The organism is Oceanobacillus neutriphilus (assembly GCF_014645515.1).
GTDB lineage: Bacteria > Bacillota > Bacilli > Bacillales > Amphibacillaceae > Oceanobacillus > Oceanobacillus neutriphilus.
The window spans coordinates 238,082-263,850 of record NZ_BMLW01000002.1; the positions used below are offsets into that span (position 1 = coordinate 238,082).

Here is a 25,769-nt window from a genome sequence, read left to right on the forward strand (position 1 = left end):
TGTCATTTCAATGAACAGATTAATCCAGTACTTCCCCATTCGATGCAATTACACGTTTATACCAATAGAAGGAATCCTTTTTCCGTCTTTCAAATGTGCCGTTCCCATCATTATCAACGTCTACATAGATAAAGCCGTATCTTTTCTTCATCTCTCCTGTACTTGCAGAAATAATATCAAATGGTCCCCACATCGTGTAACCCATCACAGGTATACCATCAATATCAATAGCTTTCTTCAATTCAATCAAATGATCTCTTACATAATCTATCCTGTAGGAATCATGAATACTCCCATCTTCCTCTACCTTGTCCACTGCTCCTAAGCCATTTTCTACAACGATTAAAGGAAGCTCATAACGGTCATATAAAACATTACATAAGTAGCGGAGTCCTGCCGGGTCGATCGCCCATCCCCACTGGCTTGATTGAAGGTGCGGATTTTTATATCCTGTTTTCACTCCATTTAAACCAGTGAAGCTTAAAGGAGAATCCTTGCCAACTACGTGTGTCAGATAATAACTGAATGAAACAAAATCAACCGTTCCTTTTTTTAGTTCTTCCAAATCCCCATCCTGAACGGGTAAAACAATGCCTTTTAGTTCAAATTCTTTTAATTTATATGCAGGATAATGTCCGCGGCATTGAATGTCTGCATAAAATAACATTTGGTGCATAAAATCATTTGTTTGCTGGATATCCTGCGGATCACTGCTTGCCGGATAAGCAACATGACCGTTATACATCATACCAACCTGATTTGCCTGATCTATCTCATGGGCCATCTGCACAGCTTTTGCACTGGCGAGAAGCTGATGAAATGCAGTCGTCATACGTACTTGTTCATCATCTGAATGAACTCCTGCTGCCATCCAAGGTTTTGTTGATAAGACATTTATCTCATTAAAAGTAAGCCAATATTTAACTTTGTCTTTATAACGTTTAAACACTGTTTCACAATAGCGCAGGAAATAGTCAATTACTTTACGGTTCTCCCATGAACCGTATTTTAATAAACCAAGCGGTGTTTCAAAATGAGATAAAGTTACTATCGGTTCAATGCCGTACTGCAGACAGGTATCAAAAACTTCATCATAATGCTTCAGACCCGCTTCATTTGGTACTTCATCATCGCCATTAGGAAAAATTCTCGACCATGCAATAGACATACGATATGTTTTAAATCCCATCTCCGCAAATAAAGCAATATCTTCTTTAAAACGATGATAATGATCCACAGCACGATGGCTCGGGTAATATTCTCCATCAATAATTCCATCTGTAATTTTTCTTGGGGAATTCTCCGCAGCTGCAGTCATAATATCAGCAGTACTTAACCCTTTCCCATCTTCTAAATATGCTCCTTCGCACTGGTTGGCAGCCGTAGCGCCGCCCCATAAAAATTCTTTTGGAAAAGTCATATATAACTTCCTTTCGTAAACAAATTTGTTATTCTACCCGTATCATTACTTCCTTAGTATCTACGGCAGCTTAATTAATGCATCCCCGCTCTTTACTGATTTTCTTGTAATTCCTAAAACATCTGCAAAATCTGACGAATTCGTTACAATGATTGGTGTAATCACTGGATAGCCTTCCTTTTTAATAGCCTCCAAGTCAAATTCCAGTATTAAATCACCTTTTTTAATTCGTTGACCCTGTTCTACTTTCGGAGAGTAGTGAAGCCCATCTAATTGAACCGTATCAATCCCAACATGAATTAATATTTCAGCTCCGCCATCGCCGGTAATACCAATAGCATGATGGGAATCCAACAATACTGAAACAGTTCCATCAATTGGTGCAAATACTTTGCCCTCCTCAGGTATAATAGCAACACCCTGACCTAAAATTCCTTGAGAAAACACGCCATCATCTACTTCTTTTAACTCTACTGATTTTCCTGTAATTGGTGCATATACAATGTCTTCAGCAACAGCTTTCTTTTCTATTGTCTCTTTATCAGTATCTTTTGTTGTTTGTTCAGGTTCTTCCTTAATCCCCAAAAAGTATGAAACAATAAACGAGACAGTAAACGATATAATAATCCCGATAATGGCATAAATTAATACTGAAAATCCGTCCGGACCAATATAACTAGGTAATGCTAGAAGTCCCGGCGGTACTTGCGCAAACCTGCCAACTCCCATGATACCCAGGAAGAGACCACCAACACCTCCACCAATCATTGCCGCAACTAATGGTCTTTTATAACGCAAATTAACACCGTACAAAAGTGGCTCTGTAATACCTACCAGTGCTGTAATACTCGATGAAGAAGCTAAAGCTTTTAGCTCCTTATTTTTTGCTCTTAAAGCAACGGCAAAACCCGCTCCACCCTGTGCTATATTTGAAACTAACATTCCTGGACCTGCAACTGGATCCAGGCCTTTTGTTGCAAGTTCATTAATACCAATAGAAATTAAACCATAATGCATTCCTACCATAACTAACAATGGTGTAAGAGCGCCTACTAGAGTCGGTACAAGCCAAGTGACTTCATCATTTAAAAACGAAAACACATATGCCAGACCGACACCTAGATAATTACCTAAAGGACCTAAGATAATTAACGTTACTGTTGCAACAATAAATATTATGAATAATGGTGCTATAATCACTCGTATTGTTTTTGGAATAATCTTGTTTATAAATGGCTCTACATAAGACATAAACCAAATTGCTAAAATAATCGGAATAACCGTTGAAGAATAATTCACCAGACCAACTGGTAGCCCAATAAAATAAAAGCTTTCTCCATTTTCTTGAACTGTCGAAACAATATTCATAAATGATGGATGCATCAAAATTGCACCAATCCCCATCGCAATGTACTGATTGACCTGAAATTTTTTGGCGGCTGATGCAGCTAAAATAATTGGTAAGAAATAAAATCCCGCATCTCCCATAAATGTTAAGACTTGCAACACGTTGGAATCTGGTGATAGTAAATTAAACCCATTTATAATAGCAATGACCGCTTTCAGCATACCAGCGCCAGCAAGAACAGGAATAATTGGAGTAAAAGTACCTGCAATTATATCAATTACTTTTGCCATCTTACTTCGATTATCTTTTGCATTCCCAGAATCAATACTATCCTCATCAAATTTCCCTAGTTTGACTAGTTCTTTATAAATATAATTCACATCGGTTCCAACGATAACCTGATATTGACCTCCATTATTAGCAACTCCTACAACACCATTTGTACTTTCAATCCCTGATGTATCTGCTTTACTATCATCATATAAATTAAACCTTAAGCGGGTTGCACAGTGTGTGACATGTGATACGTTTTTTGCTCCGCCAACTTTTTCTAATATGGTGGATGCTAACTCTTTATAATCCATGTAAATCCCTCCCTAATAAACTTTTAAAATAAAAAATACCCGTCATTCACAAAAGAAACCAAAGAATGATTTCTTTTGTGAATGACGGGTATAGCCTTTCGTAACAATCCCGGAATTATTTATTTTATAAACTTTCATCAATGACTCTTTTGATATGAATGGCCAGATAAACGATTTCATCCTCTGACAATTCACGGTTCATTTCTTTATTAACGTAATCTTCAATTTTTCTCGCACATTTATATTCTTGAGGATATTTCGTCTTTATAATATCTAGAAAACCTAAATCCTCATTCAATAAATTTTTCTCTTTTGAAATTCTTCTAACAAAATACTTTATATGAGTGAAAAATCTATCATAGTGTACGGAACTTTCATTTAGCTCTACTCCATAGTGGTATTTCACAATATCCAGTATTTTTCTTTGACGCTTTACGAATTCCATTGTTTCTTGCACTTTAAGGGAATCGTCCATCTGTGCATTCACTAGATATAGTGCAATAAAACCTGCTTCAGACTCAGCCAGCTGAATATCATGCCTTTTTTTAATAATATTTATCGCTTCTTTACCGATAAGGTATTCATGGTTGTAAAATCTGCTAATTTCCCATAACAGAGCATTACGAACCGTTTTCCCTTTTTTGGCACGATCAATTGCATGATAAATATGATCTGTCAGACTCAGCCAAATGGTTTCATCTAGTTTTTTGTCCAGGGAATTCATTGCATATCTGACAATTTCATTGGTCGTTTGAATATAAGTGTATGGAATATTGGAGAGTAAGACTTCTAGATAATTGCTATTTTTTTCTTCCTCATCTATGATATACACTCTTTCAATCAGACTTTCATCAATAAAATCATTTTTATGCTTTTTAAAACCTAATCCTTTCCCCATTACAAGGACTTCTTTACCGTCTTTAAATGAGCGAACTAAATTATTGTTAATAACCTTATCTATTTTCATAATATTCGTTTGCCTCCAAGGTTATACAATACAAACAGTAAGAAAAGAAAGGTATAGCCTGCCTCACAGTAACTATCCAACTCATTTCAATAAACAATTTTATCTATACTTGTTAGCGTTGTCAACCCTTTCTTCTTATCACAGTTGTAAAGAGTAGTCTAGTATTTAGGTATTGTTTCCTATTTCTATCATATACGTTCAATAGACAGCTAACACTTCGTATTCGTCCTTTATATTTTCTATTTCATCATAGTTTTCTTTCCTTTCATAATCGATTTTCAATCTACTTTAAGAATCTACCATAAATCCGTTCAGTTCCTTCATAATATAAAATCAAACGTGATGAAACCAGTTACACTATAATAAAATACCCGCCAGCAGTTGTAATAGTATTTTATACTATTACAACTGCTGGCGGGTATAGCCTTTCGTAACAATCCCGGGGTTATATATTTTATAATCCAAAAACCTAACTCATTCTACAACAAGGGCTTCTGTACTAACTTTCAATAACAGAATTAAAATATCATTGACAAGCTTATCTATCTTCAAGTTAATTATCTACAAATGGTCGAAAAGGTATAGCCTGTCGCACAGTAACTATCCGTCTTCCATCGCTTATTTTAAATAATATCTATATGAGAAAGCGTTGTCAATAGGTGCTTTAATTTGTAGTAATTTTATCTAATCAAGTAAAAAGCTCTATAGTTAAAGTTATAAGGTACTATTATCAACCAGTCATTCAGCAATTTACTATAATGCAAACAGCAACTTTATTCTTCTTAATAAAAATGGAGCAACCCAGATTAATTCCGGACTTGAATACTAATCTGAGTTGCTTTTACCATTTTAACTGTATTCTTTAATGTGAAAATAGAATTTATTTCTTAGACCTGACAAATAACAATGCTAACACTGCTCCAACGAAAGCAAACATACCTGCCCAAAAGAAGCCTTGTTGGAAGCCTTCATTTAAAGCAGTGATTGAATCAGTGGTGTCACTCGCTCTTGTCGCCGCGCCGGCAATCGCAACGATAATTGATAGACCAATGGCAGATCCAATTTGGAAGTTTGTGTTATACAGACCAGAAGCAAGCCCCGATTTTTTCGGCTCTACTTCTGATACAGACGCTGTTGTAGACGCTAAATAAGCAAGTGCGTTACCGAGTGCTGCTACAAGTGAAGGGAATAATATGCTTATAAAGTAAGTGCCATCTACTGTCGCCAATAATGAAAATAAAATATTACCCAAACCGAGAATCACAAAACCAACAACCATCGTCATTTTTATCCCCAATTTAGCTAACACTTTTTCAGCTAGGACAATCATGAAAAGTGCCATAAATAAAGGAACAGGCAATACTGCCATTGCGCCGGCTGTTGGAGAGTATTGTAACACTTGTTGCAGATAAAGGATTAACATGTATACTAAAGGAAACCATGCTGCCTGTGTTAGAAAGACACCGACATTACCAATACCTAAGTTTGGTGTTTTAAATATATTGAGTGGTAATAGTGCTTCTTTCACCTTGGATTCTACGATAAGGAAAATCAGAAATAGAACAACACCGACAATGAGAGAAATCATCACATTTGTTGATGTCCAACCACTGTGTTCTGCTGATACAATACCGTAAACGATTAACATCAGAGATGCTGTGACTAAAACAGCGCCGACATAATCAATACGCCCTTTCAATCTTTGACCTGATTTTTGTAATAGTTTAGGACTCAAAATCAAAACAATAATACTTAATGGCACATAGATAAACAATGTCCAACGCCAACCGAGTGATCCAGTAATGACCCCGCCAAAAACAATGCCGAATGCGCCGCCTGCTGCACCAGACAAGCCCCAAAAAGCAAGTGCTTTTGCTTTTTCAGCTGAGCTAAAATTAAACAACCGCATGACCATAGATAAAGCTGAAGGTGCGATTAAAGCTGAACCCAACCCTTGGATTCCACGAAATATATTTAGACTTATCTCACTCCAGGCTAAACCTGCAAATAAAGATGAAACTGCCAAAATTACAACACCCAAGCTAAAAATACGACGATTACCATATAAATCAGCCAATTTCCCTCCTAATAACAGGAAACCTCCAAATATAAGCAGAAATGCACTCATTACCCATTGTAAACTTTCTTGGGTATATCCGAGTGAATCCTGAATCGATGGTAGTGCGACCTGAATAATAGACGCATCCATGATTACAAGAAAGTTGGCAAAACACAGCAGAAATAGTGCCTTCCACCGTTTAGGATCTGGTTGTGAGATTGTATTTGTATGTGTAGACATAGATGTATTACCTCCGATAGTACGTGTATTTAATTATCATAAAAATGTTATTTATCACGAAGAAGCGGTCGCAAAGCTCCCCCTGAGTGAAGTTTCATTTTATATATTTACCAGCTGATCCTTCCCGATTCTTCTCCAAAATTTAAAGAAAGACTCTCTTTTCTTACCAAACTGTGAATAATTATCAATGATCCTCTCTACAATTTCGTATAATTCTTCCGGCTCAAGATTCTCTTTCAAAAGCATCCCCACTTCTGCATCAAATCCCTTGCCTTTTCCACCTACATATAAATTGTACTGATCCTTGAATTTCATCACGCCTATATCACTGACCATCGGTTCCCCGCAGCCAATCGGACAGCCTGTATAAGCCATCTTTAATGTAAAAGGAACTTGTTTGCCGGCAAATCTTTTATTGAGTTCTTTTGCTACAGGCATACCTTCCCGTTCTTCCCCTTTACAGAAATTACAGGTTCTCAGGCTCTTCACATAATTTCCTACTGGATAACACGCTAATCCTACACTTTCAAATTCCTTTACAATCTCTTCTTCTTGGTTTTCTGGAATTTCAATATAAAGCTGTTGAAAAGTGGTTAGCTCCAGTTCTTCATTTTCATCCATATATTTGGAAATAGTCAGCAGCTGCTTGGCATTTAGTTTTGACCCAAATCCGATACCTCCATTGACCGCTATTTTTATCTTTTTATCTTTACTTTCCATATGGATTCTCCCTCTTTCTACTATTCATCATCATTATACAATACACCGGTAAGGTATCTATAATAATAAAAAAATAATTGCTACAATAATTAGATTCCATAAAGAAATAAATAATTCTTTATGGAATCTGTCTATTTCTATCAGCTGACTTCTAACAGCTTTTTAAATTCTTCTTTATTTTGCTCAAATCCGGTCATACTTTTAACTTTTTTTCTTAAACCCAGCATAGAAGATTGAGAAAAAACAATGCCGGGAACGATTCGGTTTCCTGTTATCTTTTTTAATTCTTTCTCTTTTTCAGGCTGCTTTGCTAAGTCGTATTGTTTATGCGGGATTTGATATTCTTCCAAGAAATTTTTCAAGTCCTGGCAATCTGAGCAAGTCGGTCTTGTATAGATTTCCAAATGATATTCAGCCATCTGTTAACTTACCTCCTCCAGGTATGATGCGACCAGTTATTTACTTACTTCAATAATAAATGAATAGGTGTGCACCTTATCACCAAATTGAAATTCTGCCCAAATTTTATACATTCCCGGCTTTGGAAAATGAGCATGGAATGTTGTTGTATCATCTGAATCCGGATGAACATGGATATATTGTTCTGCAGCTTCATCTACAATGACCACATGGCCTAAAGCCCCTAGATGCGGCTCAGGAGTTTCTCCGTGCATATTAAAATCTAAAGGAACTGCTTTACCGGCCTCTGCTTTGACATCCTCTAACGCAACGGTTTTTCCATCTACTTCTTTGGTCCAATTATCGTCAGGCTTTAAGGCTGCTTTACCTGTTTCATTCGTTCCGACCTGAACCGTATTTGGAGCTGCCTGATATGCTTTTTCCTTTGGCGTAATATCAACAAAGACTTTGTACGTACCATCATTTAAAGGGTGGTTAATCGTATAAAGTCCTTCCTGCTCTTTTTCTGGATGCAAATGATAATAATGCTGCAAATCATTGGATACCATAATAAAATGCATTACTTTTTCATGTGCCAAGGCCAGTTCCGGTGCTTTTCCGGTATTATCTTCTAAGCCTATAGAAATTTTTCCATCCTTATACGTTACCGCTGCTTTTACCTCTGACTCACCTGAATGATTATGGTGGTGATGATGACTATGATCCATACTATCTTCCTCCTTTGATTTTCTTTCATATCTTAAAACGGGGATTTTACAAAATCCCTTCGATGGGGCGAGTAATCACAGCCCCAGACCCAGCCTGTTATACGGCGATAAAAAGATGGTAAAACTTAATCTGCCAGTGATAACTCTTCCTCTGTTATCCATTTATGATATTGGACTTTTTCTCCAGTATCTGTGGTTTCAAAATCAACCATATAAACAGTGGTTTCATCTGCCGAATCAATTTCTGCATTAGCACCATCCATTCCCTCCATATGGTCTGCATTCAATACAACCTCCGTACCAGGTTCTAGTGGTGCAGCATCTGGATTTTCCAGCTCTTCATGAATAACCCACTTATGATTTTCGATTTCTTGCCCATCCTCTGTCGTATAGGATACGGTATAAACAGTCGTATCAAATGCACCGGAGATTTCTGCAACAGCGCCGTCCATTCCTGGCATATGGTCTGCACTGATTATTGCTTCGCTGCCAACTTCAAATGTCGTATCCGAAGCTTCTTTAAGTCCTGTAGGAATTTCCCCGGAACTGGACATTTCTTCAGCTGAATGGTTTACCTCTTCATGCGCATGTTCATCTGTGTGTTCATCATGTTCCATTCCTCCACTCGCCAGTGGATTTTGCCCGGTAATAATACTGAATGCTGCGAAAACTGCTACTACATAAATAATCCCTAAGGAAACCCATTTTTTAATGGACATATTATTGGCCTCCTTTTAGCTTCAAACGTTGTAATCGTAAAGCGTTTAATACAACAGATACAGAACTGAACGCCATTGCTGCTCCGGCAACCCATGGAGCAAGCAGTCCAATCGCTGCAACCGGAATGGAAGCTGAATTATAGAAGAATGCAAAGAACAGGTTTTGTTTGATATTACGCATCGTTTTCGCACTAATTTCTACACTGTCTGCAACGCTATTTAAATCTCCACGCATGAGTGTAATATCTGCTGCTTCAATCGCTACATCTGTTCCTGTACCAATTGCCATTCCAATATCTGCTACGGCTAATGCTGGAGCGTCATTGACACCATCACCTACCATAGCGACTTTTTTACCTTCCAATTGAAGATTTTTTATTTCATCTGCTTTTTGTTCCGGAACTACTTCTGCGATTACACGATCAATTCCTACCTGTTTTCCGATTGCATTTGCAGTCCGTTGATTATCCCCAGTCAGCATAATGACTTCCAGCCCTTGTTCGTGCATTCTCTGAATAGCTGCTTTAGAAGTCTCTTTTACTGTATCTGCCACCGCAATAACACCGGCCAATTGATTTTCCAAACCAATTAACATCGCTGTTTTCCCATCTGATTCCAGCTTTGCCATTTTATCTTCTACCGAAGAGACATCAATATTCTCCCGTTTCATCAGTTTCCTTGTACCGGCAAAAATCATTTTTCCATCTACAGAAGCCTGAATACCGTAACCTGGTATGGCCTCAAAAGAATCTGTTTCTTTAATTTGAACACCTGTTTCTTTTGCACCTTTTACAATTGCTTCTGCAAGCGGGTGTTCTGAATTATTTTCAGCAGAAGCCACGAAAGCAAGCACTTCTTCTTCTGTAAAACCTTGTTCTGGCAGAACATCTGTTAATTCAGGTTCTCCTTTAGTTACCGTTCCTGTTTTATCTAAAACAATTGTGTTCAGGTTACGCGTATTTTCTAAATACTCTCCGCCTTTAAACAATACTCCCAGCTCGGCTGCTCTTCCTGAACCGGCCATCACAGATGTTGGAGTAGCTAAACCAAGCGCACAAGGGCAGGCAATAACCAATACTGTAATCGCAGGGACTAAAGCAGAACGTAAATCACCAGGTGCGACAAAGAAGTACCATACAAGTCCTGTCAAAAGTGCTATTCCAACAACGATTGGAACAAATATGCCAGATACACGGTCTGCAACACGCTGAATGTCGGCTTTGCTTCCCTGTGCCTCCTCAACAACTTTTACAATTTGAGAAAGGGCAGTATCCTTACCAACTTTTGTAGCCTCAATCGTTAACAATCCATTCTTATTGATTGTTGACCCAATAGCTGCATCGCCTGTCTTCTTATCAACAGGAATACTCTCACCAGTAATCATGGATTCATCGACTGCTGACTCACCTTTTACAATTTGACCATCAACAGGAATTTTTTCTCCAGGACGTACAATAACTGTATCCCCCACAATTACTTCTTCTATTGCAATTTCCTGTTCTTCTCCATTTCGTACTATACGTGCAGTTTTGGCCTGCATGCCAAGCAATTTTTGTATTGCCTGACCTGTTCTTCCTTTGGCACGAACTTCAAATAGTTTTCCAAGCAGGATTAAAGTGATAATAACCGCCGAAGCTTCAAAATAAAGCTCTGGCATACCAACCTGACCTTGTATCTGCCACTCAATCCCAAGGAAAATACTATAAATGAAAGCAACCGATGTACCTAATGCAATAAGTACATCCATATTGGCGCTGCCGTTTTTCAGTGCTTTATAAGCAGATTTATAAAATTGTGCACCGACGATAAATTGTACGGGTGCCGCTAATGCTAATTGTACCCAAGGATTCATCAGCATATCCGGAGAATAGATAAATGATGTAAACTCAAAGTGGGTAACCATCGTCCATAATAAAGGAAGTGATAGAATGGCTGAAAAGATAAATTTCCCTGTCTGATGACGAATTTCTTCCTCTTTATTATTTGCAGTTTCTTCTTTAGATGCTTGCACTTTTAAGCTGTAGCCTAATTTTTTTACTGCTTCCATCATATCGCTGACAGTAACCTGACCCTGGTCATAATCTACTGCCACATTTTCTAATGCAAAGTTAACAGAAGCATTAGAGACGCCTTCCATTTTATTTAAACGTTTTTCAATTTTATTGGCACACGCTGCACAGGTCATACCTGAAATATCGAATGTTTGTTTATCGTGTGCAACGTGGTAGCCTAATTTCTCAATTTTATCTTCAAAATCCTGTACATTTGTTTTGTCAGGATCATAAACAACTTTTGTTTTTTCAATTGCAAAGTTGACATTTGCATTTTCTACGCCATCTATTTTATTGAGACCTTTTTCAATTCTATTGGCACATGCAGCACAAGTCATCCCTTGAATTTGTAAGTTTACTTCCTTTTGTGATCCCATCATTCTCACCTTCCGTTATACCTTATAGGGGTATAAAGATTTTAAAAAGGGGATCGTGCTGCAGCAGCACGATCATTTCTTCTTTATTTAAGCAACATCATAACCTTGTTCTTCTATTACTTCTGTAATTTCTTTTACATTCACTTTTTCAGAATTAAAAGTTACATCAACTTTCCCATCTTCTAAATGTACTTTCACGGATTCAACTCCATTTAATTCTCCTACGTTCCCTTCAATAGAATTGACGCAATGGCCGCAAGACATTCCTTGTACATTAAGTGTTATATTTTCCATGTAAATTACCTCCTAAGTTTTAATTCTTTTTCATATTACCATACCCTGGATAGGTATTGTCAAGTTAAAAATTTTTATTTCATTATTTTTGAGATGGTTGTCATAAATTCTGCCACGATTTCTGGATCTTTATTCTCTAATCTTTCAATTACACATGTATTTATATGGCTTTCCAGAAGCAGACGTGAAACAGAATGCAGCGCAGATTGTACCGCCGACATTTGTGTTAAAATATCATCACAATATACATTTCGGTCAATCATTCGTTTAACGCCCTTAACCTGCCCTTCAATCCGGTTCATGCGATTCATTAAATTCCGCTGTAGGTCATCTGACATATGTGTACCGGACTCTTCTCCTTCTTCGACACAGCACATTTTCTTTTGCTCTATCGGATTCATTTGTTCAGCTGTCTTTCCCATATCGATTCTCCTCTCCAATTCCAAGGATTAGTCAAAGCTAATTTGTTTCTAAATCCATCATACTATACCCCTATATGGTATGTCAAATAAATTTTATTATTTGCCTAAAAAACAAAATCGATTTGTATACCATTAGACGGTATGTATAAAATAGTGCATGATATTCTTTTATGTTAAAAAGATCTAAATTCTAAAACTGAAAAGCTCCATCTAATCCCTTAACGAAGGGTATCCTTCGCTCCAGGAAAAGTTTTCAAATTCTCTAGAAACTCATCGAATCCTTCCATTTTTAATGATGCTTTCCCCTTATAAGTACTTGACATAAGCGTAAAATTGACCTGCTTAGGAATGGACCACTTCGAACCTGGAGCATACCATTTTGAAAAATTTCATGATAAATGTAAACTGTCGCAAACAAGTACAAGCAACTACTGTATAATGAAAGAAACAAAAAGCAGATAATGGAGGAATTCTTTTGAAAACAATCGGTCTGATAGGTGGTATGAGTTGGGAATCTTCAGCTGAATATTATCGAATCATCAATGAAGAAGTTAAAAATAAGCTAGGCGGGTTACATTCTGCTAAATGTCTTTTATACAGCGTTGATTTTGAAGAAATAGAACGATTTCAAGCAGCAGGCAGATGGGATGAAGCAGGGAAACAATTAGGTGAAGCTGCTTATTCATTAGAAAAAGCAGGGGCAGATTTTATTGTAATTTGTACAAATACCATGCATAAGGTCGTAAAGGATATCGAAGCAAGAATCAGTATTCCTGTCCTTCATATTGCAGATGCAACGACCAGTCAAATAACAAAATCTAATCTTCGTATGGTGGGTCTGTTAGGTACCAAATACACCATGGAACAGGACTTCTATAAAGCAAGGATTGAGTCAAACGGGATAAATATTTTAATACCAGACCATTCAGAAAGAGAAGGAATTAATAGGATTATCTTTGAAGAATTATGTTTGGGGAATATTCAGCAAGCATCCAGAGACTATTACAAGGAAGTGATCAAAGGCTTAATTGATCAAGGAGCTGAAGGAATTATTCTTGGATGTACGGAAATTGGTTTATTAGTTAAGCAGGAGGATTCCGAAGTTCCTTTATTTGATACTGCTGAAATACATGCAATAGAATCTGTTCGTAATGCATTAGAAGATTAATCCAATATGATAATTTTCTAAAATAATAAAGCTGCAAAGAGTCAATTTACTCCCTAAACAAATGGAATAAATTGACTCTAATAGGTTTGTATTGCTCTCTTTACTATTCGGGATTAAGCTCCTTCTACCATATCCCGTCTACTATAACCGAGATAACCAATTATCATCAAAGCAATACTGATGATGGTTATGGTAATAAATACAGGCGCATCAAAGCTGTCCATTGGCATTTGTGGAATCCAGCTTTGTACAGCTGTTTTTAAAAACCATTCCGGCAGGTCCAAAATACCGTCAAAGTAATTTAAGATAAAGGAATAGCCGAGATACGCATAAACAATCTTTCCCAGCCTCGGCGCCCAGCCAAGCGCTAAAGCAGCTAATGCCGTAAAGAATAAAACTGATGGCAGGAAGTTATAGCCCGCAGCCAGAAAATCACTGATATCCATGGCAGCACTGTCTCCCATTACGGAAACAGCTGTCCCGCCAAGCCCTCCCGCAGCTAATAATGTTCCTATTAATCCAGCAATAACAGCTATACCTATTGTCGTCCAATAAAATTGACCCCGAGTGACTTTTGTAGCGTGAAGCTGACTTAGATGCTGACGGCTTTCTTCAGCAAAAAGCTTATTCACAATGACAATCGGCAGAATCGAAACTAACGCTATCATCACCATCATAATCGTAGCCGTAAAGGATTCTTCAATAGAAACGCCTGATTGCGCAAACATTTGCTTCATCATTTCGTTGCTTTCCAGAAATGTCTGCATATCCCCATAAATGGAGCCATAAGCTGCACCCATTATGAGAAAACCGATTAGCCAGCCGATGGTGACTCCTTTATTCAGCTTGATAAATAATCCCCGGACAGATAATAAAGATCGTTTTGCATTTCCCCGCCCTTCTCTTTCCGGTAAATAACCTGCACCCATATCACGTCCGCCCTCCAGCGCAAAAGCAAGAATTGCCATCATAACACTGAAAATCAAGGCATATATAATCGGCAGCCAGTTGTTATCTGTAAACGGATAGGTCAAATACGTCCATCCAAGCGGGTTAAACATAGAGAAGTTCACATTGGAAACATCCGTTCCGGCCCGTATAATATAAAGCAGACCGACGATTCCCAGAGCTGATCCTGTTGCACTGGATGAAGCAGGCATAATTTGCGCCATCACCAGTCCGATTACTGCTCCAATGACACCTGCCATTCCAATAGATGCTCCAAATAAAAAGGAGCCCTGGACTGAGATTGTATCTACATTGAAAACGATAAGCAGGCCGCTAATAAAAAGCCCCAATAATACATTAATGACAACTACTTCTGCCATTGCCGCAAGCGAATTCGCCTGACGTCCAATTTGAAATGAACGTACAAGCTCCGTCAGTCCGAGATCTTCTTCTTTGCGAGTATGGCCTATCACATGCAAAACAGCCATGATCATCGCAAACAATCCGCAGAATAATAGCATTTCATGTGCATACATTGCACCTATTGTATAATCAGCTGTTGTTTCAACAGGAGTCGGACCAACCATGGATATCATCGCCGGATTTTGCAATGTCTCAAACATCCCTGCCAAGCCCTGCCCTTTTGCTATTTCTTCAAAAGCAGGCACAAAAGCCCCTGAAAATAAACCAACTCCGAGAATCCAAAATATAATTTTTTTCCAATCACGCTTCAAATATTGCAAGAACAATATATCCCATCGTGCAAATTTTTCTTTCATTGTTCTTTCACCTCCCCATCAACGCTTATCCTTCATAATGGCGCATAAATAAATCCTCAAGTGTTGGCGGAACAGCTTCGAATTTCTTCACACCCAGCTTCGTTGCTTCCATTAAAATGTCATTGATATACTTGTTGTCAGCAGAAAATGTAGCTTGATTATCTTTTTGTATAAAATCATGCACACCTTCTACAGACTCCATTCCTGAAACGTCATCTTCTGTTGCTAGAGTTACCGCAGAGCGGGTTAAATGTCTTAATTCATCTAAAGTACCTGATTCTACAATCTCCCCTTGACGAATAATAACAACCCTGTCAGCTAAACGCTCTACCTCACTTAAAATATGAGACGACAGTAAAATCGATTTCCCTGTCTCCTTGATTCTTTCTACCTCTTCCTGAAAAACTGCTTCCATCAAAGGATCAAGCCCCGAAGTCGGCTCATCAAAGATATATAAATCAGAATCCACTGATAAAGCTGCAATCAAACCAACTTTTTGGCGGTTCCCTTTAGAGTATCCTTTTGCCTTTTTCTTCGGATCCAATTCAAAACGTTTGATTAAATAATCGCGTTTCTGCTTATCTCCGCCGCCATGCAGCTTCATAAACAAGTCAATAATTTCTCCGCCTGTCAAACTCCCCCAAAGCGCAACATCTCCAGGAACATAGGAGATACGTTTATGAATTTCCAGGCTGTCTTTCCAGACATCCCTTCCAAAAATTTCGGCTTTCCCGGCATCACGCTTGATAATACCTAATAGAGCACGGATTGTCGTCGATTTGCCAGCACCATTCGGCCCAATAAAGCCGACAACTTCTCCTGCCCCCACAGTGAAGGTCACGTCGCTTAACGCCTGAAACTTACCGAATTTCTTTTGCAGCTCTTTTATCTTCACAATTTCTGTCATAACGCTGACACTCCTTCTTTCTGCAATTTAATATCCTGTTTTAACTTGCTTTTTCATTTAAGAAGGTAATACCTCTGAATAAAACTATTAATATGATTTTAGTTCATTTTAATGCATTAAAAATAAAGTTTTATACCGAAATCACATTTAATAGTTCAATATTATTCCTTTTCAATCATTTAGTCAATAAGATAAATACTATTTTTTGTTTGCCAGTTCATAATTTGATATATATAATAAATAGGAAGAAAGACGCTTTTTCGAAGAATTTTTTTGATGAATGCGCGATAGAAGGCAGGTAATAAATTTGAATGGTTTTGAAAAAAGAACAGAAGAAAAGAAAAAGAAGGTACTGGAAGCAGCCTTTGAGCTGATGAATAGAACTGAGGAAGGCAAAAACATAACCATGGATAAAATCGCCAAGCACGCCAATGTGGGGAAAGCCACTCTCTTTAAATATTTCGGCAGCAAAGACAATCTTATTCATGAGGTTTTTAAGTATTACTTAGAAAAGATGATCGATACCGCAAAGGATATTATGAATGAAAATAAGCCATTTGACGAAACACTTATTGCATTAAGTCAAAATAAAATCCAATTTTTAAATCAAATTAATCAATCCTTCTACCTTAAAATGATGGCATATTTAACGGAAAAAGACGAGGAAGGCTGGTCCGTCATGATGCAAAAATATACCAGGGAAAACTACGGAATGATGCTGGATTTATTCCACCGGGGCCGTAAAGAAGGAAGGGTGGACATAAAATATTCTGATGAATTTCTGCTTTTGTATTTTCAAGCGATTGTAGAAGGGATTTCCAGCCCGCAGATATATGAAAGAATTGCATCTTATACGGAAGAGTGGACGGAAATGTTAATTAAAGGAATTGCTCCCGGAAGAGATTAATGTTTGCTGTGAATATTTTTATTGGTGTTTATAATGGATGAATGAAACAGGCGCCGTCATTACTGACCACGCCTTATACAGATTATGAGATTTGTGCGTATAAACAAAACTGTTTGTTCCAAAGCATTGCTAAAAGAATCTAATTCTTGAACAGTAATCGTTTATTGAAATAACAAATCATCATTTAATTTTTATTTTCTGCCGATTGAAGTAATGGTCCCCATAGATGTCTATTAAAGTATTGTACCAGCGGACCCGTGAAAAATGCAGTAATGATGGTACTTATACCAACAACTGCTCCAAACGAAAATCCAATGATTACACATGCGACATCTGTCATCACTCTTGCCACAGCAAATGGAATTTTACTATTCGTTGCTTTTTCAATCATAAGCCCTATAGCATCATAGGGCGCTACCCCATACTGGGAAGTCATGTATAATGAAAAACTCAATGTTATAACAAAAACAGCGAATAAAATAATAATAATCCTCATTGCAATGGATAAATGATAATCAAATATATTTACGTAGCTGTTCACAAAAAAATCTGCAATAAAACCAATACCAACCATATTAACAATGGTTCCAATACCAATATGCTTTCTGGCGTAAATCCAGGCAATTGCAGTGAGAATCACATTTATAATCAGTTGATAGCTTCCAAAAGACATGTGAAGAAAACTGCTTATTCCAAGATTCATTGTTGTAAATGGATCAGTCCCCATGTTTGAAATACGAAATAAGGAAATGCCGAAGCCAAGCCCAAAATTTCCAAGCAGCATCATTACAATTTTATAAATAGTTATTTTTTTCATTATGCCTCTCTCTTTATTTATCTCTTGCTTATAAGCAATATTATTTTTTAGAATTGAATTGTCCCTCGAATTTTAAACAGAAAAAGAGAAATCTGGTCTATTATCAATAATTCTTTTGATAAACATTGAATTTAGTCCAGATTCCTCTTTTGATTAACCTGAATTTAGTTTCGTCTTCCTTTTAATCAATTATTGAAAATCGAGATTTCAGAAAGTGCCTTTCTAAGATTAATAGCATCCCAAGGAAGATGCTCGGCAATTCCAAGCCCTACAATGTCAGCTTTTACAGAAACATCATTCAGTACTCGAACCACTTCAACAAGCTTCATCTCTCCTACTGCAGCAGGAAAATCTTCTGCTTTCGTATATGGCTCTGCCGGATAAATAGAACGGAAATCTTTCGGTGACAAGACATCCAAATCAAAATGAACCGCTAAATATTCAATTTTATTTTCTTCAATCCAATCTATAATCGGCCGGCTATTTCCCTTTAATTCATCTGGACCAACAAAACGTACATTTAACTCTTTTACCAGTTTGTCCCTATCACGCAAATCCTTTTCTATTAAACCTGCGTACATCATATGGCTCAAGGACACCGGATTCTTTACCTCAGTAACAAACTGAGGTGCACCCTTTCCAAGTAAATTGGCTGCGACCATCTCATGAACATTTGTTGAATCATTTTTTGTTGCAATATCCGGATGGGCATCCAGCCATAAAATCCCCAATTTATCGCCATATTTCCCGCTTAAATAATCAAACGGCACTTGGTCCATAGAGCAGTCTCCACCAAAAATAATAATTTTATCCGGCTGCTGCTCTTCCAGAATGGCAGCTGTCTTTTCCATTTGTTCAGATATTACGTCCCCGCCTGTTAAACCATTTTCCACTTCTAATTTCTTTTCAAAGTCTGTATCCACTTCTACTTCAAACGTCTCATCTGTATTACTTTTCGGCGCAATTTGTGCTAATAATTCACCACCAAAGACATAATCAGGATTATTTCCTCCCTGCCATTGCGGGAATAATAGTCTTATTGTCTTTTTATCTTGTGCCATATTTATTCTTCCTTTCTTTATTTTTCTTCATCAAATAGTGATTCTCCATTTGATGCAATAACTTCCTTGTACCAATTAAAACTCTTTTTCTTATAGCGCTCAAGCGTTCCGCTGCAATCATTATGCTTGTCTACATATATAAATCCGTATCGCTTTTTCATTTCAGAAACGCTGTTACTTACCATATCAATCGGTCCCCAGCTGGTATATCCAAGCAGCTCAACCCCGTCTTTCATTGCTTCTGATACCTGCTGCAGATGGGTTTTAAGGTAATCAATCCGGTAATCGTCTATAACGGTATAGCTTCCCTCCTCGTCAGATACCAGTTCATCTACTGCTCCCAAACCATTTTCAACAATAAATAATGGAAGCTGATAACGATCATAAAACTGATTCAACGCATATCTTAACCCTTTAGGATCAATCTGCCATCCCCAGTCACTTGCCTTTAGATATGGATTTTTCACTGTACTCTTCACATTCCCCAGTTCCTGAATATTTAATGCTTCATCCGCAGTAGCGCAATAGCTCATGTAATAACTGAAAGAAATGAAGTCTACTGTATGCTTCTGCATTAATTCTTTATCTTCTTCTGTCATCTCAATATGAATCTCATTTTCTGCAAAATATCGCTTCATATAGCCAGGGTACTTTCCGCGTGCATGCACATCTGCAAAGAATAATGTCTCCCGGTCACGATTCATTGCCTCCAATATATCATCCGGATTTGGTGTTAGTGGATAGTAAGGACTGTTAGCTACCATACAGCCTATCTTAAAATTCGGATTAATTTCATGGCCTATTTTTGTAGCCAAAGCACTTGAAACAAACTGGTGATGAATCGCCTGATAAAGAACGGATTTATCTATTTCTTCGGCTTTTCCCTGTATACCCCCACCGTTAAACGGGGCATCTAATATGACATTAATTTCATTAAATGTAAGCCAGTATGTCACTTTATCTTTATAGCGTGTATATACGGTTTCCACAAAATGCTGGTAAAAATCAATCATTTTACGATTTGTCCAGCCGCCATATTCGGTTGCCAAATGAAGCGGAATTTCAAAATGAACAAGGGTAATCATTGGTTCAATACCATATTTACGCAGTTCATCAATAAGACTATCGTAGAAAGCCAGCCCTTTTTCATTCGGCTCTTGTTCATCTCCATTAGGAAAAATACGAGCCCATGAAATCGAAATTCTTAACATTTTAAAGCCCATTTCTGCGAATAATTTAACATCGTCTTTATAACGATGATAAAAATCAATTGCTTCTTTTTTTAAATAATTTTCGGGAGGTGGAATAACGACGTCTCCAAACACTCCATAAGGCATTGCATCCCCGGTTGTCCACTTTTTCCCATCCTCTAATGCAGCTCCTTCACACTGGCTTGCAGCAAGGGCTCCTCCCCATAGAAAATTTTCAGGGAATCTTGATTCTATATTTTTTGTCATTACTATTTTCCTCTCTTTATAACATTCATTCACTTTTCTTTTAAATTATTATCTAGCAGAATTTAAGTGTATTTACTCAGCGTATTTCAACTCATTCACTTCTACGACTTCCCACTGCTCGCCATCAAAGATTATTTTTGTTACACTGCCATTCTTAAAACCGCCATCAGGCAGTTTTGTTTCATCAATTTGAGATAAAATTGATTCCATTGTAATGCCGTGAGAGACAACCAGTACATCTCCTCCACCATTTTGATAAGCTTCTTCAGCAATTTCTTGGAAGGCTGTGAAGGTTCGGTCCTTCAATTCCTGATAATTTTCTGCTTCTCCAGATTCATCAATTTCAGAAACTGCATTCATGACTTTTTCGCCGATATTCCCGCCGCTGGTCATCAATTCTTCTGCATTACTATAACCAAGATGTTCAGCAGCTTCTCCACGCATAATTTCATTTTCTTCACCTTCATAAATACCGAAATATGCTTCTCTGATTCCCTGTTCTTCAATGAGGCCAAGGTTCTTTGCTTCTGTCACGTTCGCTTCCAAAATTAAATGTGCTGTTTGGATAGCTCTTCCACTATCACTGGAATATGCTGCAGCAAATGGCACATCCGCTAATCCTTCTCCAACATCTTCAATTAATTCCTCTCCGGAAGGAATCAAAGGCCCATCCGCCCAGCCCTGGACGCGGTCCGTATTATTCAAAATTGTTTTTCCATGCCGGACTAAATAAATTGTAACTTCTTCCGGTTCTTCTTGTGCTTCCACCTTATCCTCGCTGGCATCCACACTTTCATCATCTGATTCACCGGAAGTTGCACAAGCCATTAATACAAACATCATCATGAGACTAAACATAAGAACAAGCCATGTCTTTTTCATTGTTTTTTTATCCTCTCTTAGGGGGAATTTTTAAAAATAATTATTTTTCAACAGTTCCATCCATAAGCATATCTCCGGCTTTTATTTCTGCTTGATCTGTATCTGTAATACTTTGATAAGCGCTGCTATTCGTTATAATTACTGGTGTCGTTATTTCAAATCCTGCTTTTTTAATTTGCCCGATATCAAATTCAAGCAATAAATCACCGGCTTTAAATTCTTGTCCAGATTCTACATGTGCTTTAAAATGTTCCCCTTTTAATTCAACGGTATCTAATCCAACGTGAATCAACAGCTCACACCCGTCATAACTTTTCAAGCCAATCGCATGTTTCGTTTCAAAAACCATCTCAACAGCACCGTCAAATGGGGCAACTACCTTTCCAACATTCGGCTGAATCGCAATTCCTTCTCCCATCATCTTTTGAGAGAAAACCTTGTCGTTCACTTGATTGAGCGGTACAACTTCACCTGTTATCGGGCTTAATATTTTTTGGTCTGCAATAATATTGGTGACAATTTCTTCTGGAACCTTGCTATCCGTATTAGACGTATCTATTACACCTGCATTCGCTTCTGGAACATCCTCAAAGCCAATTACTAATGTAAGAACAAAACCAATAACCAATGAAATGATGCTGGCAATCACAAAATAGATAAATGTATTACCTAAAAAGAGTGGAATACCTGCAATTGGCCCTGTTCCCATACCAGCAGCCTCAACATGAAATGCACCAGCAAATGCTCCGCCTATGGCACCACCTATGGATACGGCAATCAATGGCTTTTTAAGTCTTGCGGTAACCCCGAATAAAGCAGGCTCCGTAATACCAATGAACGCATTTAAAGCAGCTGTACCGGCAAGAGCCTTGAAATTTTTGTTTTTTGTTTTTGTATATACCGCAAAAGTAGCTCCGGCCTGCGCTGAGTTAGATGCTACAAATAGAGCCATCATATAATCAACACCATATTTTGATAAGGATTGAACCATTACTGGCGTAAACCCTACATGCATCCCCATAATAACTAAAAAAGGGTACGTAGCTCCTAAAATCGCTCCGGCAAGTATCCCATAACTCATATACAAATCAATGAATCCTTGACCAATCGCATTCCCTGTTATTGTTCCAATTGGTCCTAATACCGCTAAAATAACTGGAGCGACAATTAATAACGTTAACAATGGAACTAAAATTGTTTTTAAGATTTGCGGGATGAATCTGGTCAGCCATTTTTCAACATAAGACATGAACCACACACCAAGAATAATTGGCAGTACGCTGCTGGCATAGCTGGCATGTGCAATCGGAATCCCTAAAAAGGATAATGATGCCGACTCATCCATCATGGCAATTAAATTGGGGTGGATAAGGATCCCTGCAATAGCAACTGCAATATAAGGATTTGCTTTAAACCTTGCAGCTGAACTAAATGCTAATAAGACTGGAATAAAATAAAATGCTGCATCTGAAAATACATCTAAAAACTTAAATAAATCACTATCGGTTGAAACAAGTTCATAAAACATTAAAAAGATGATAATCCCTTTGAGTAAACCAGCACCTATTATCGCCGGTATAATTGGTACAAAAATACCCGCCAGTGTATCTAAGAATCGACTGACAAGATTCTGTTTACCTTCCTTTTTTCCCGGTTCCTGATTTTCGTTTGACGTATTTACAAGTGGAACAAAAGCATCATGAACTGCATGAACCTTTCCACCAAGGATTACCTGAAGCTGGCTGCCCACGATATTAACACCTAACACATGAGGCAACGCTTTCAAATCCTCCGTTTTAATTTCTTTTGTATCATTAACAGATAAACGTAAGCGGGTAACACAATGTGTAACATTGCTGATATTCTTTTCTCCGCCACTTAATTTCAGTATTTCTTTTGCCAGTTGGTTATCATTCATATTATAATAACCCTCCTCCAATTTAATTAGAAAAGATAATCATAAAAGCGCTTTTTTGATATTTCAAAGATAGCATGTATTTTATTGAAAAACAGCAGTTTGATCATAGTGTGGTCCTGCGGTTCAGATATGTATCGTTTTATTCAAATAAAATTGACACTGCTGGTCCAAAATAAATAATATTTGGATGATATTCCATTAAAAACCACATGAACTCCAATATATAAAATGGGTTTCATGTGGTTTCTATTATCATTTCCAATTTGCGTTTATATTTTAACTATCATTCTCTTTTAGTATTTTTTTATATTCAATTACATCTAACGCATATTTCAAGTTATTATCATAGTTTGAGACTAAAACACCAGCAAATAATAAATCGAAAATATACGTTATAGAAATAAAAGGTGTGACCATTTCCATGCTCATAATTAATTGTTTAGAGTAGACACCAATATACTCATCACATACGTTTTTCAGCTTGTCCGACTCTCTTCCACCTATACCAATCAAATAGGTGCCTATTCCTTTTAAATACTCCGCCGTTTTTAACATTGTAGAATTTTCACCAGTAAAAGAGATAACAATGGCAACTCTATTTTTTTGATGCTTTGTAGACATAATATAATGTTCATTAATTCCGGTCAGTGCTGTACAATCAACGCCTATTGACTGAAACTTAAACATAGCCGTTTCTGCACAGCTATACGTTATCCCAATTCCGTATATATCCAGCTTATTTGCTGTTTTTATTTTATGGATAATCCTCTGAATAGAAGCATCATCCAGCATCATCTTCGTACTGGTAACTGCTTTATCATAAATAGAAGGAATAATATTGACAACATCTTTAAATGAGCTGTCTCTATTGACTGGTTCTTCATCTAAAAGAGCCAGTAATCTCTTCCTTTCATTCATTTCCAATTCTATTTTTCGCCTTAAATCGCTATATCCTGCTACACCCAGCTTTTTACACAATCGAAGTACAGAGGCTTTACTGGTAAAAGTTGATTTGCCTAACTCACTGGCAGTCAATTCAGCAATCTGTAATGGATTTTCAAGAATATAATTCGCTATTTGTATTTCGGAAGCAGTAAACTCACGTTGTTCTTCCAATTGGTCAAAAAGCATTTCTTTCAACTCCTGATTTATTTATTTTCGTTATCTTATTTTACCATTGGAATAGAAATTTAAAATATGTAACACACGGATGCTCGAATTTTGTATCATAAAAGAAAAATAATCAAGATGTGGTAAGAAAATATATCTAAATTGATAAAAACTATGGTAAAACAATATTACATAAACTTTTTTATATTTATCAGAGAATCAAGCTGATCCCTAATTGTTTTGGTGTCTTATATTTGCATTTTTATCCAGTTGGTTTATTTCTAAAAAGTATTGAGTTTCAACAATAATCATATGCCTTCCATTCTCCTTTTTTCGTCACTCCTCCCATACTCACTAACATAAGTACATGCGGGTTAAAATTCACTTTCGCTCCAAATGTATACCACCCCGCTATGCTTCCAGGTTTTACCTTGCCTTTCTTCTTAAAATAATCCATGATTAATTTGGCTGCCTCATCCATTAATGATTTTAACAGTTCATGATGCCACAAAATATCTCCCGCTAATGCTCATTAAAAAAGATTCGTTTTAAGATATTGGTCTCCGTATAATTGAAAAAACCACAGTACTCCATACTGTGGTAGCGCTAATTTCACACTTTCTTATCTGCCCTTTCTTCCTAATATCCCACTTCAACTACTGCATTAACAATATACATTAAATCATTTTTATCCTCTTGATCACTTAAAAAGATACCGCTTGTAGCAGCTAATCCTCCCTCTAATTTTTCCACCGTCACTATTCCATACGGTATTAACTTTTTAATTCTTTCTTCATCCAAATGCTCCATATCTCTGGGGATACCTAATTTCACATTTACTTTCATATTATTTAAATCTTGGTCAGGCAGGCTGTTCTGAATACCGGGCATCGAATTCATATAAATGGCATTGATAACAGCACGTTCTGATGCCTGATTGACATCCTGTCCATGTAAATCTACTCCTGTACCAGTCTGAATAAATATCATCTGTTCCATTTCTTTCTCTCCTCCTGACTTTTTATTTTTATTTATAACACATGAATGACTTATTTCTATATATACCCGCATTTAGAAAAAGTAAAAACTATCATTCCCCTACTCGCTTACATATAATTAGCCGGATATAAAAAAGCAGCATTGCGTACAATAAAGTACGAACGCTGCCTTTCCCGGTCTAAAATAAAGACCGGTAGGATTCTACTTCCGATTTCAGAATATTATTGATTATAGAACGATGAAGCTATAATTATCTTGTTGTTACTCTCCATCAAAAATATTCGCCATGTCCATCGTCTTCGCAGTAACTTTTTTACTCCGCTCTGCCCGCTTCCTGATTTCATTTTTTAATGCTGTACAAAAATTCTGTTCCAACTTTAATTTGGTTGCATTTCTCAAAGACTCCTTTAAGAGTTCATCTGACAAATGCCTGAGACTGTTCACAAACATCCCTCCCATATTTGCATTTTTGAATTCTTTGCTTTTGA

At 37.2% G+C, this 25,769-nt stretch carries 23 protein-coding genes and 1 pseudogene; 2 read left to right on the plus strand and 22 right to left on the minus strand.

Features of this window, described 5'->3' with window-relative positions; translation table 11 throughout:
* Window positions 1-19: 19 nt before the first annotated feature.
* The 11 genes from IEX29_RS04235 to IEX29_RS04285 all read right to left on the minus strand — a co-directional run bounded on the left by IEX29_RS04235 (window position 20) and on the right by IEX29_RS04285 (window position 12,328).
* Window positions 20-1,420: a glycoside hydrolase family 1 protein gene (locus IEX29_RS04235; protein ID WP_188733272.1), complete on the minus strand. Its 1,401-nt coding sequence runs from the start codon at window positions 1,418-1,420 to the stop codon at window positions 20-22.
* A 60-nt stretch (window positions 1,421-1,480) separates the two neighbouring features.
* Window positions 1,481-3,352: a beta-glucoside-specific PTS transporter subunit IIABC gene (locus tag IEX29_RS04240; protein WP_188733273.1), complete on the minus strand. Its 1,872-nt coding sequence runs from the start codon at window positions 3,350-3,352 to the stop codon at window positions 1,481-1,483.
* Window positions 3,353-3,476: 124 nt separating this feature from the next.
* Window positions 3,477-4,319: a BglG family transcription antiterminator LicT gene (gene licT / locus IEX29_RS04245; RefSeq protein WP_188733274.1), complete on the minus strand. Its 843-nt coding sequence runs from the start codon at window positions 4,317-4,319 to the stop codon at window positions 3,477-3,479.
* An 880-nt stretch (window positions 4,320-5,199) separates the two neighbouring features.
* Window positions 5,200-6,618, minus strand: coding sequence for an MFS transporter (locus tag IEX29_RS04250; RefSeq protein WP_188733275.1), 1,419 nt, complete (start codon window positions 6,616-6,618; stop codon window positions 5,200-5,202).
* 99 nt (window positions 6,619-6,717) lie between these two features.
* Window positions 6,718-7,338 (minus strand): NAD(P)/FAD-dependent oxidoreductase, encoded by a 621-nt coding sequence (locus IEX29_RS04255; RefSeq protein WP_188733276.1) that lies wholly within the window; start codon window positions 7,336-7,338, stop codon window positions 6,718-6,720.
* A 140-nt stretch (window positions 7,339-7,478) separates the two neighbouring features.
* Window positions 7,479-7,757: a glutaredoxin family protein gene (locus IEX29_RS04260; RefSeq protein WP_188733277.1), complete on the minus strand. Its 279-nt coding sequence runs from the start codon at window positions 7,755-7,757 to the stop codon at window positions 7,479-7,481.
* A 36-nt stretch (window positions 7,758-7,793) separates the two neighbouring features.
* Window positions 7,794-8,465, minus strand: a complete 672-nt coding sequence (locus tag IEX29_RS04265) for a DUF8832 domain-containing protein (RefSeq protein ID WP_188733278.1) — start codon at window positions 8,463-8,465, stop codon at window positions 7,794-7,796.
* 125 nt (window positions 8,466-8,590) lie between these two features.
* Complete coding sequence (locus tag IEX29_RS04270; RefSeq protein ID WP_373290648.1) at window positions 8,591-9,178, minus strand: YdhK family protein; 588 nt, start codon at window positions 9,176-9,178, stop codon at window positions 8,591-8,593.
* Between the two features lie 7 nt (window positions 9,179-9,185).
* Complete coding sequence (locus tag IEX29_RS04275) at window positions 9,186-11,612, minus strand: heavy metal translocating P-type ATPase (RefSeq protein ID WP_188733454.1); 2,427 nt, start codon at window positions 11,610-11,612, stop codon at window positions 9,186-9,188.
* An 87-nt stretch (window positions 11,613-11,699) separates the two neighbouring features.
* The gene (copZ, locus tag IEX29_RS04280; protein ID WP_188733280.1) at window positions 11,700-11,906 is read right to left on the minus strand and encodes a copper chaperone CopZ; all 207 of its coding nucleotides are present in this window, start codon (window positions 11,904-11,906) and stop codon (window positions 11,700-11,702) included.
* Window positions 11,907-11,980: 74 nt separating this feature from the next.
* Window positions 11,981-12,328 carry a metal-sensing transcriptional repressor gene (locus IEX29_RS04285; RefSeq protein WP_229720082.1) on the minus strand — a complete coding sequence of 116 codons (348 nt, stop codon included), beginning with the start codon at window positions 12,326-12,328 and terminating at the stop codon, window positions 11,981-11,983.
* 475 nt (window positions 12,329-12,803) lie between these two features.
* On the opposite strand from IEX29_RS04285, the gene IEX29_RS04290 reads away from it, so the two are divergent.
* On the plus strand, window positions 12,804-13,496 hold the full coding sequence (locus IEX29_RS04290; RefSeq protein WP_188733281.1) for an aspartate/glutamate racemase family protein: 693 nt from the start codon (window positions 12,804-12,806) through the stop codon (window positions 13,494-13,496).
* Between the two features lie 113 nt (window positions 13,497-13,609).
* Here IEX29_RS04290 and IEX29_RS04295 read toward each other — a convergent pair whose 3' ends face one another.
* Together IEX29_RS04295 and IEX29_RS04300 are read right to left on the minus strand one after the other, a co-directional pair.
* Entirely contained in the window at window positions 13,610-15,223 is a 1,614-nt protein-coding gene (locus IEX29_RS04295) for an ABC transporter permease (RefSeq protein ID WP_188733282.1), read from the minus strand.
* Window positions 15,224-15,248: 25 nt separating this feature from the next.
* On the minus strand, window positions 15,249-16,130 hold the full coding sequence (locus IEX29_RS04300) for an ABC transporter ATP-binding protein (RefSeq protein WP_188733283.1): 882 nt from the start codon (window positions 16,128-16,130) through the stop codon (window positions 15,249-15,251).
* A gap of 280 nt (window positions 16,131-16,410) precedes the next feature.
* Between IEX29_RS04300 and IEX29_RS04305 the strand changes: the two genes are divergently transcribed.
* A complete protein-coding gene (locus IEX29_RS04305) occupies window positions 16,411-17,037 on the plus strand; it encodes a TetR/AcrR family transcriptional regulator (protein WP_229720083.1) in 627 nt (208 codons plus the stop codon).
* A gap of 184 nt (window positions 17,038-17,221) precedes the next feature.
* Here the strand turns inward: IEX29_RS04305 and IEX29_RS04310 are convergent, their stop codons facing one another.
* From IEX29_RS04310 to sda, 9 genes and pseudogenes are all read right to left on the minus strand, one after another.
* Window positions 17,222-17,854: a YczE/YyaS/YitT family protein gene (locus IEX29_RS04310; RefSeq protein WP_188733285.1), complete on the minus strand. Its 633-nt coding sequence runs from the start codon at window positions 17,852-17,854 to the stop codon at window positions 17,222-17,224.
* Window positions 17,855-18,039: 185 nt separating this feature from the next.
* Window positions 18,040-18,915 (minus strand): arginase family protein, encoded by an 876-nt coding sequence (locus IEX29_RS04315; RefSeq protein WP_188733286.1) that lies wholly within the window; start codon window positions 18,913-18,915, stop codon window positions 18,040-18,042.
* A 17-nt stretch (window positions 18,916-18,932) separates the two neighbouring features.
* Window positions 18,933-20,372: a glycoside hydrolase family 1 protein gene (locus IEX29_RS04320; protein ID WP_188733287.1), complete on the minus strand. Its 1,440-nt coding sequence runs from the start codon at window positions 20,370-20,372 to the stop codon at window positions 18,933-18,935.
* Window positions 20,373-20,444: 72 nt separating this feature from the next.
* Window positions 20,445-21,254 carry a histidine phosphatase family protein gene (locus IEX29_RS04325; protein WP_188733288.1) on the minus strand — a complete coding sequence of 270 codons (810 nt, stop codon included), beginning with the start codon at window positions 21,252-21,254 and terminating at the stop codon, window positions 20,445-20,447.
* A gap of 40 nt (window positions 21,255-21,294) precedes the next feature.
* Window positions 21,295-23,172 (minus strand): beta-glucoside-specific PTS transporter subunit IIABC, encoded by a 1,878-nt coding sequence (locus IEX29_RS04330; RefSeq protein WP_188733289.1) that lies wholly within the window; start codon window positions 23,170-23,172, stop codon window positions 21,295-21,297.
* Between the two features lie 276 nt (window positions 23,173-23,448).
* Entirely contained in the window at window positions 23,449-24,303 is an 855-nt protein-coding gene (locus tag IEX29_RS04335) for a MurR/RpiR family transcriptional regulator (protein ID WP_188733290.1), read from the minus strand.
* A 283-nt stretch (window positions 24,304-24,586) separates the two neighbouring features.
* Window positions 24,587-24,793 (minus strand): annotated as a pseudogene (locus tag IEX29_RS04340) (transposase); the annotation flags it as partial.
* Between the two features lie 128 nt (window positions 24,794-24,921).
* Window positions 24,922-25,281 carry a Lin0512 family protein gene (locus IEX29_RS04345; protein ID WP_188733292.1) on the minus strand — a complete coding sequence of 120 codons (360 nt, stop codon included), beginning with the start codon at window positions 25,279-25,281 and terminating at the stop codon, window positions 24,922-24,924.
* Between the two features lie 261 nt (window positions 25,282-25,542).
* Complete coding sequence (gene sda, locus IEX29_RS04350; protein ID WP_229720084.1) at window positions 25,543-25,725, minus strand: sporulation histidine kinase inhibitor Sda; 183 nt, start codon at window positions 25,723-25,725, stop codon at window positions 25,543-25,545.
* Window positions 25,726-25,769: the final 44 nt, after the last annotated feature.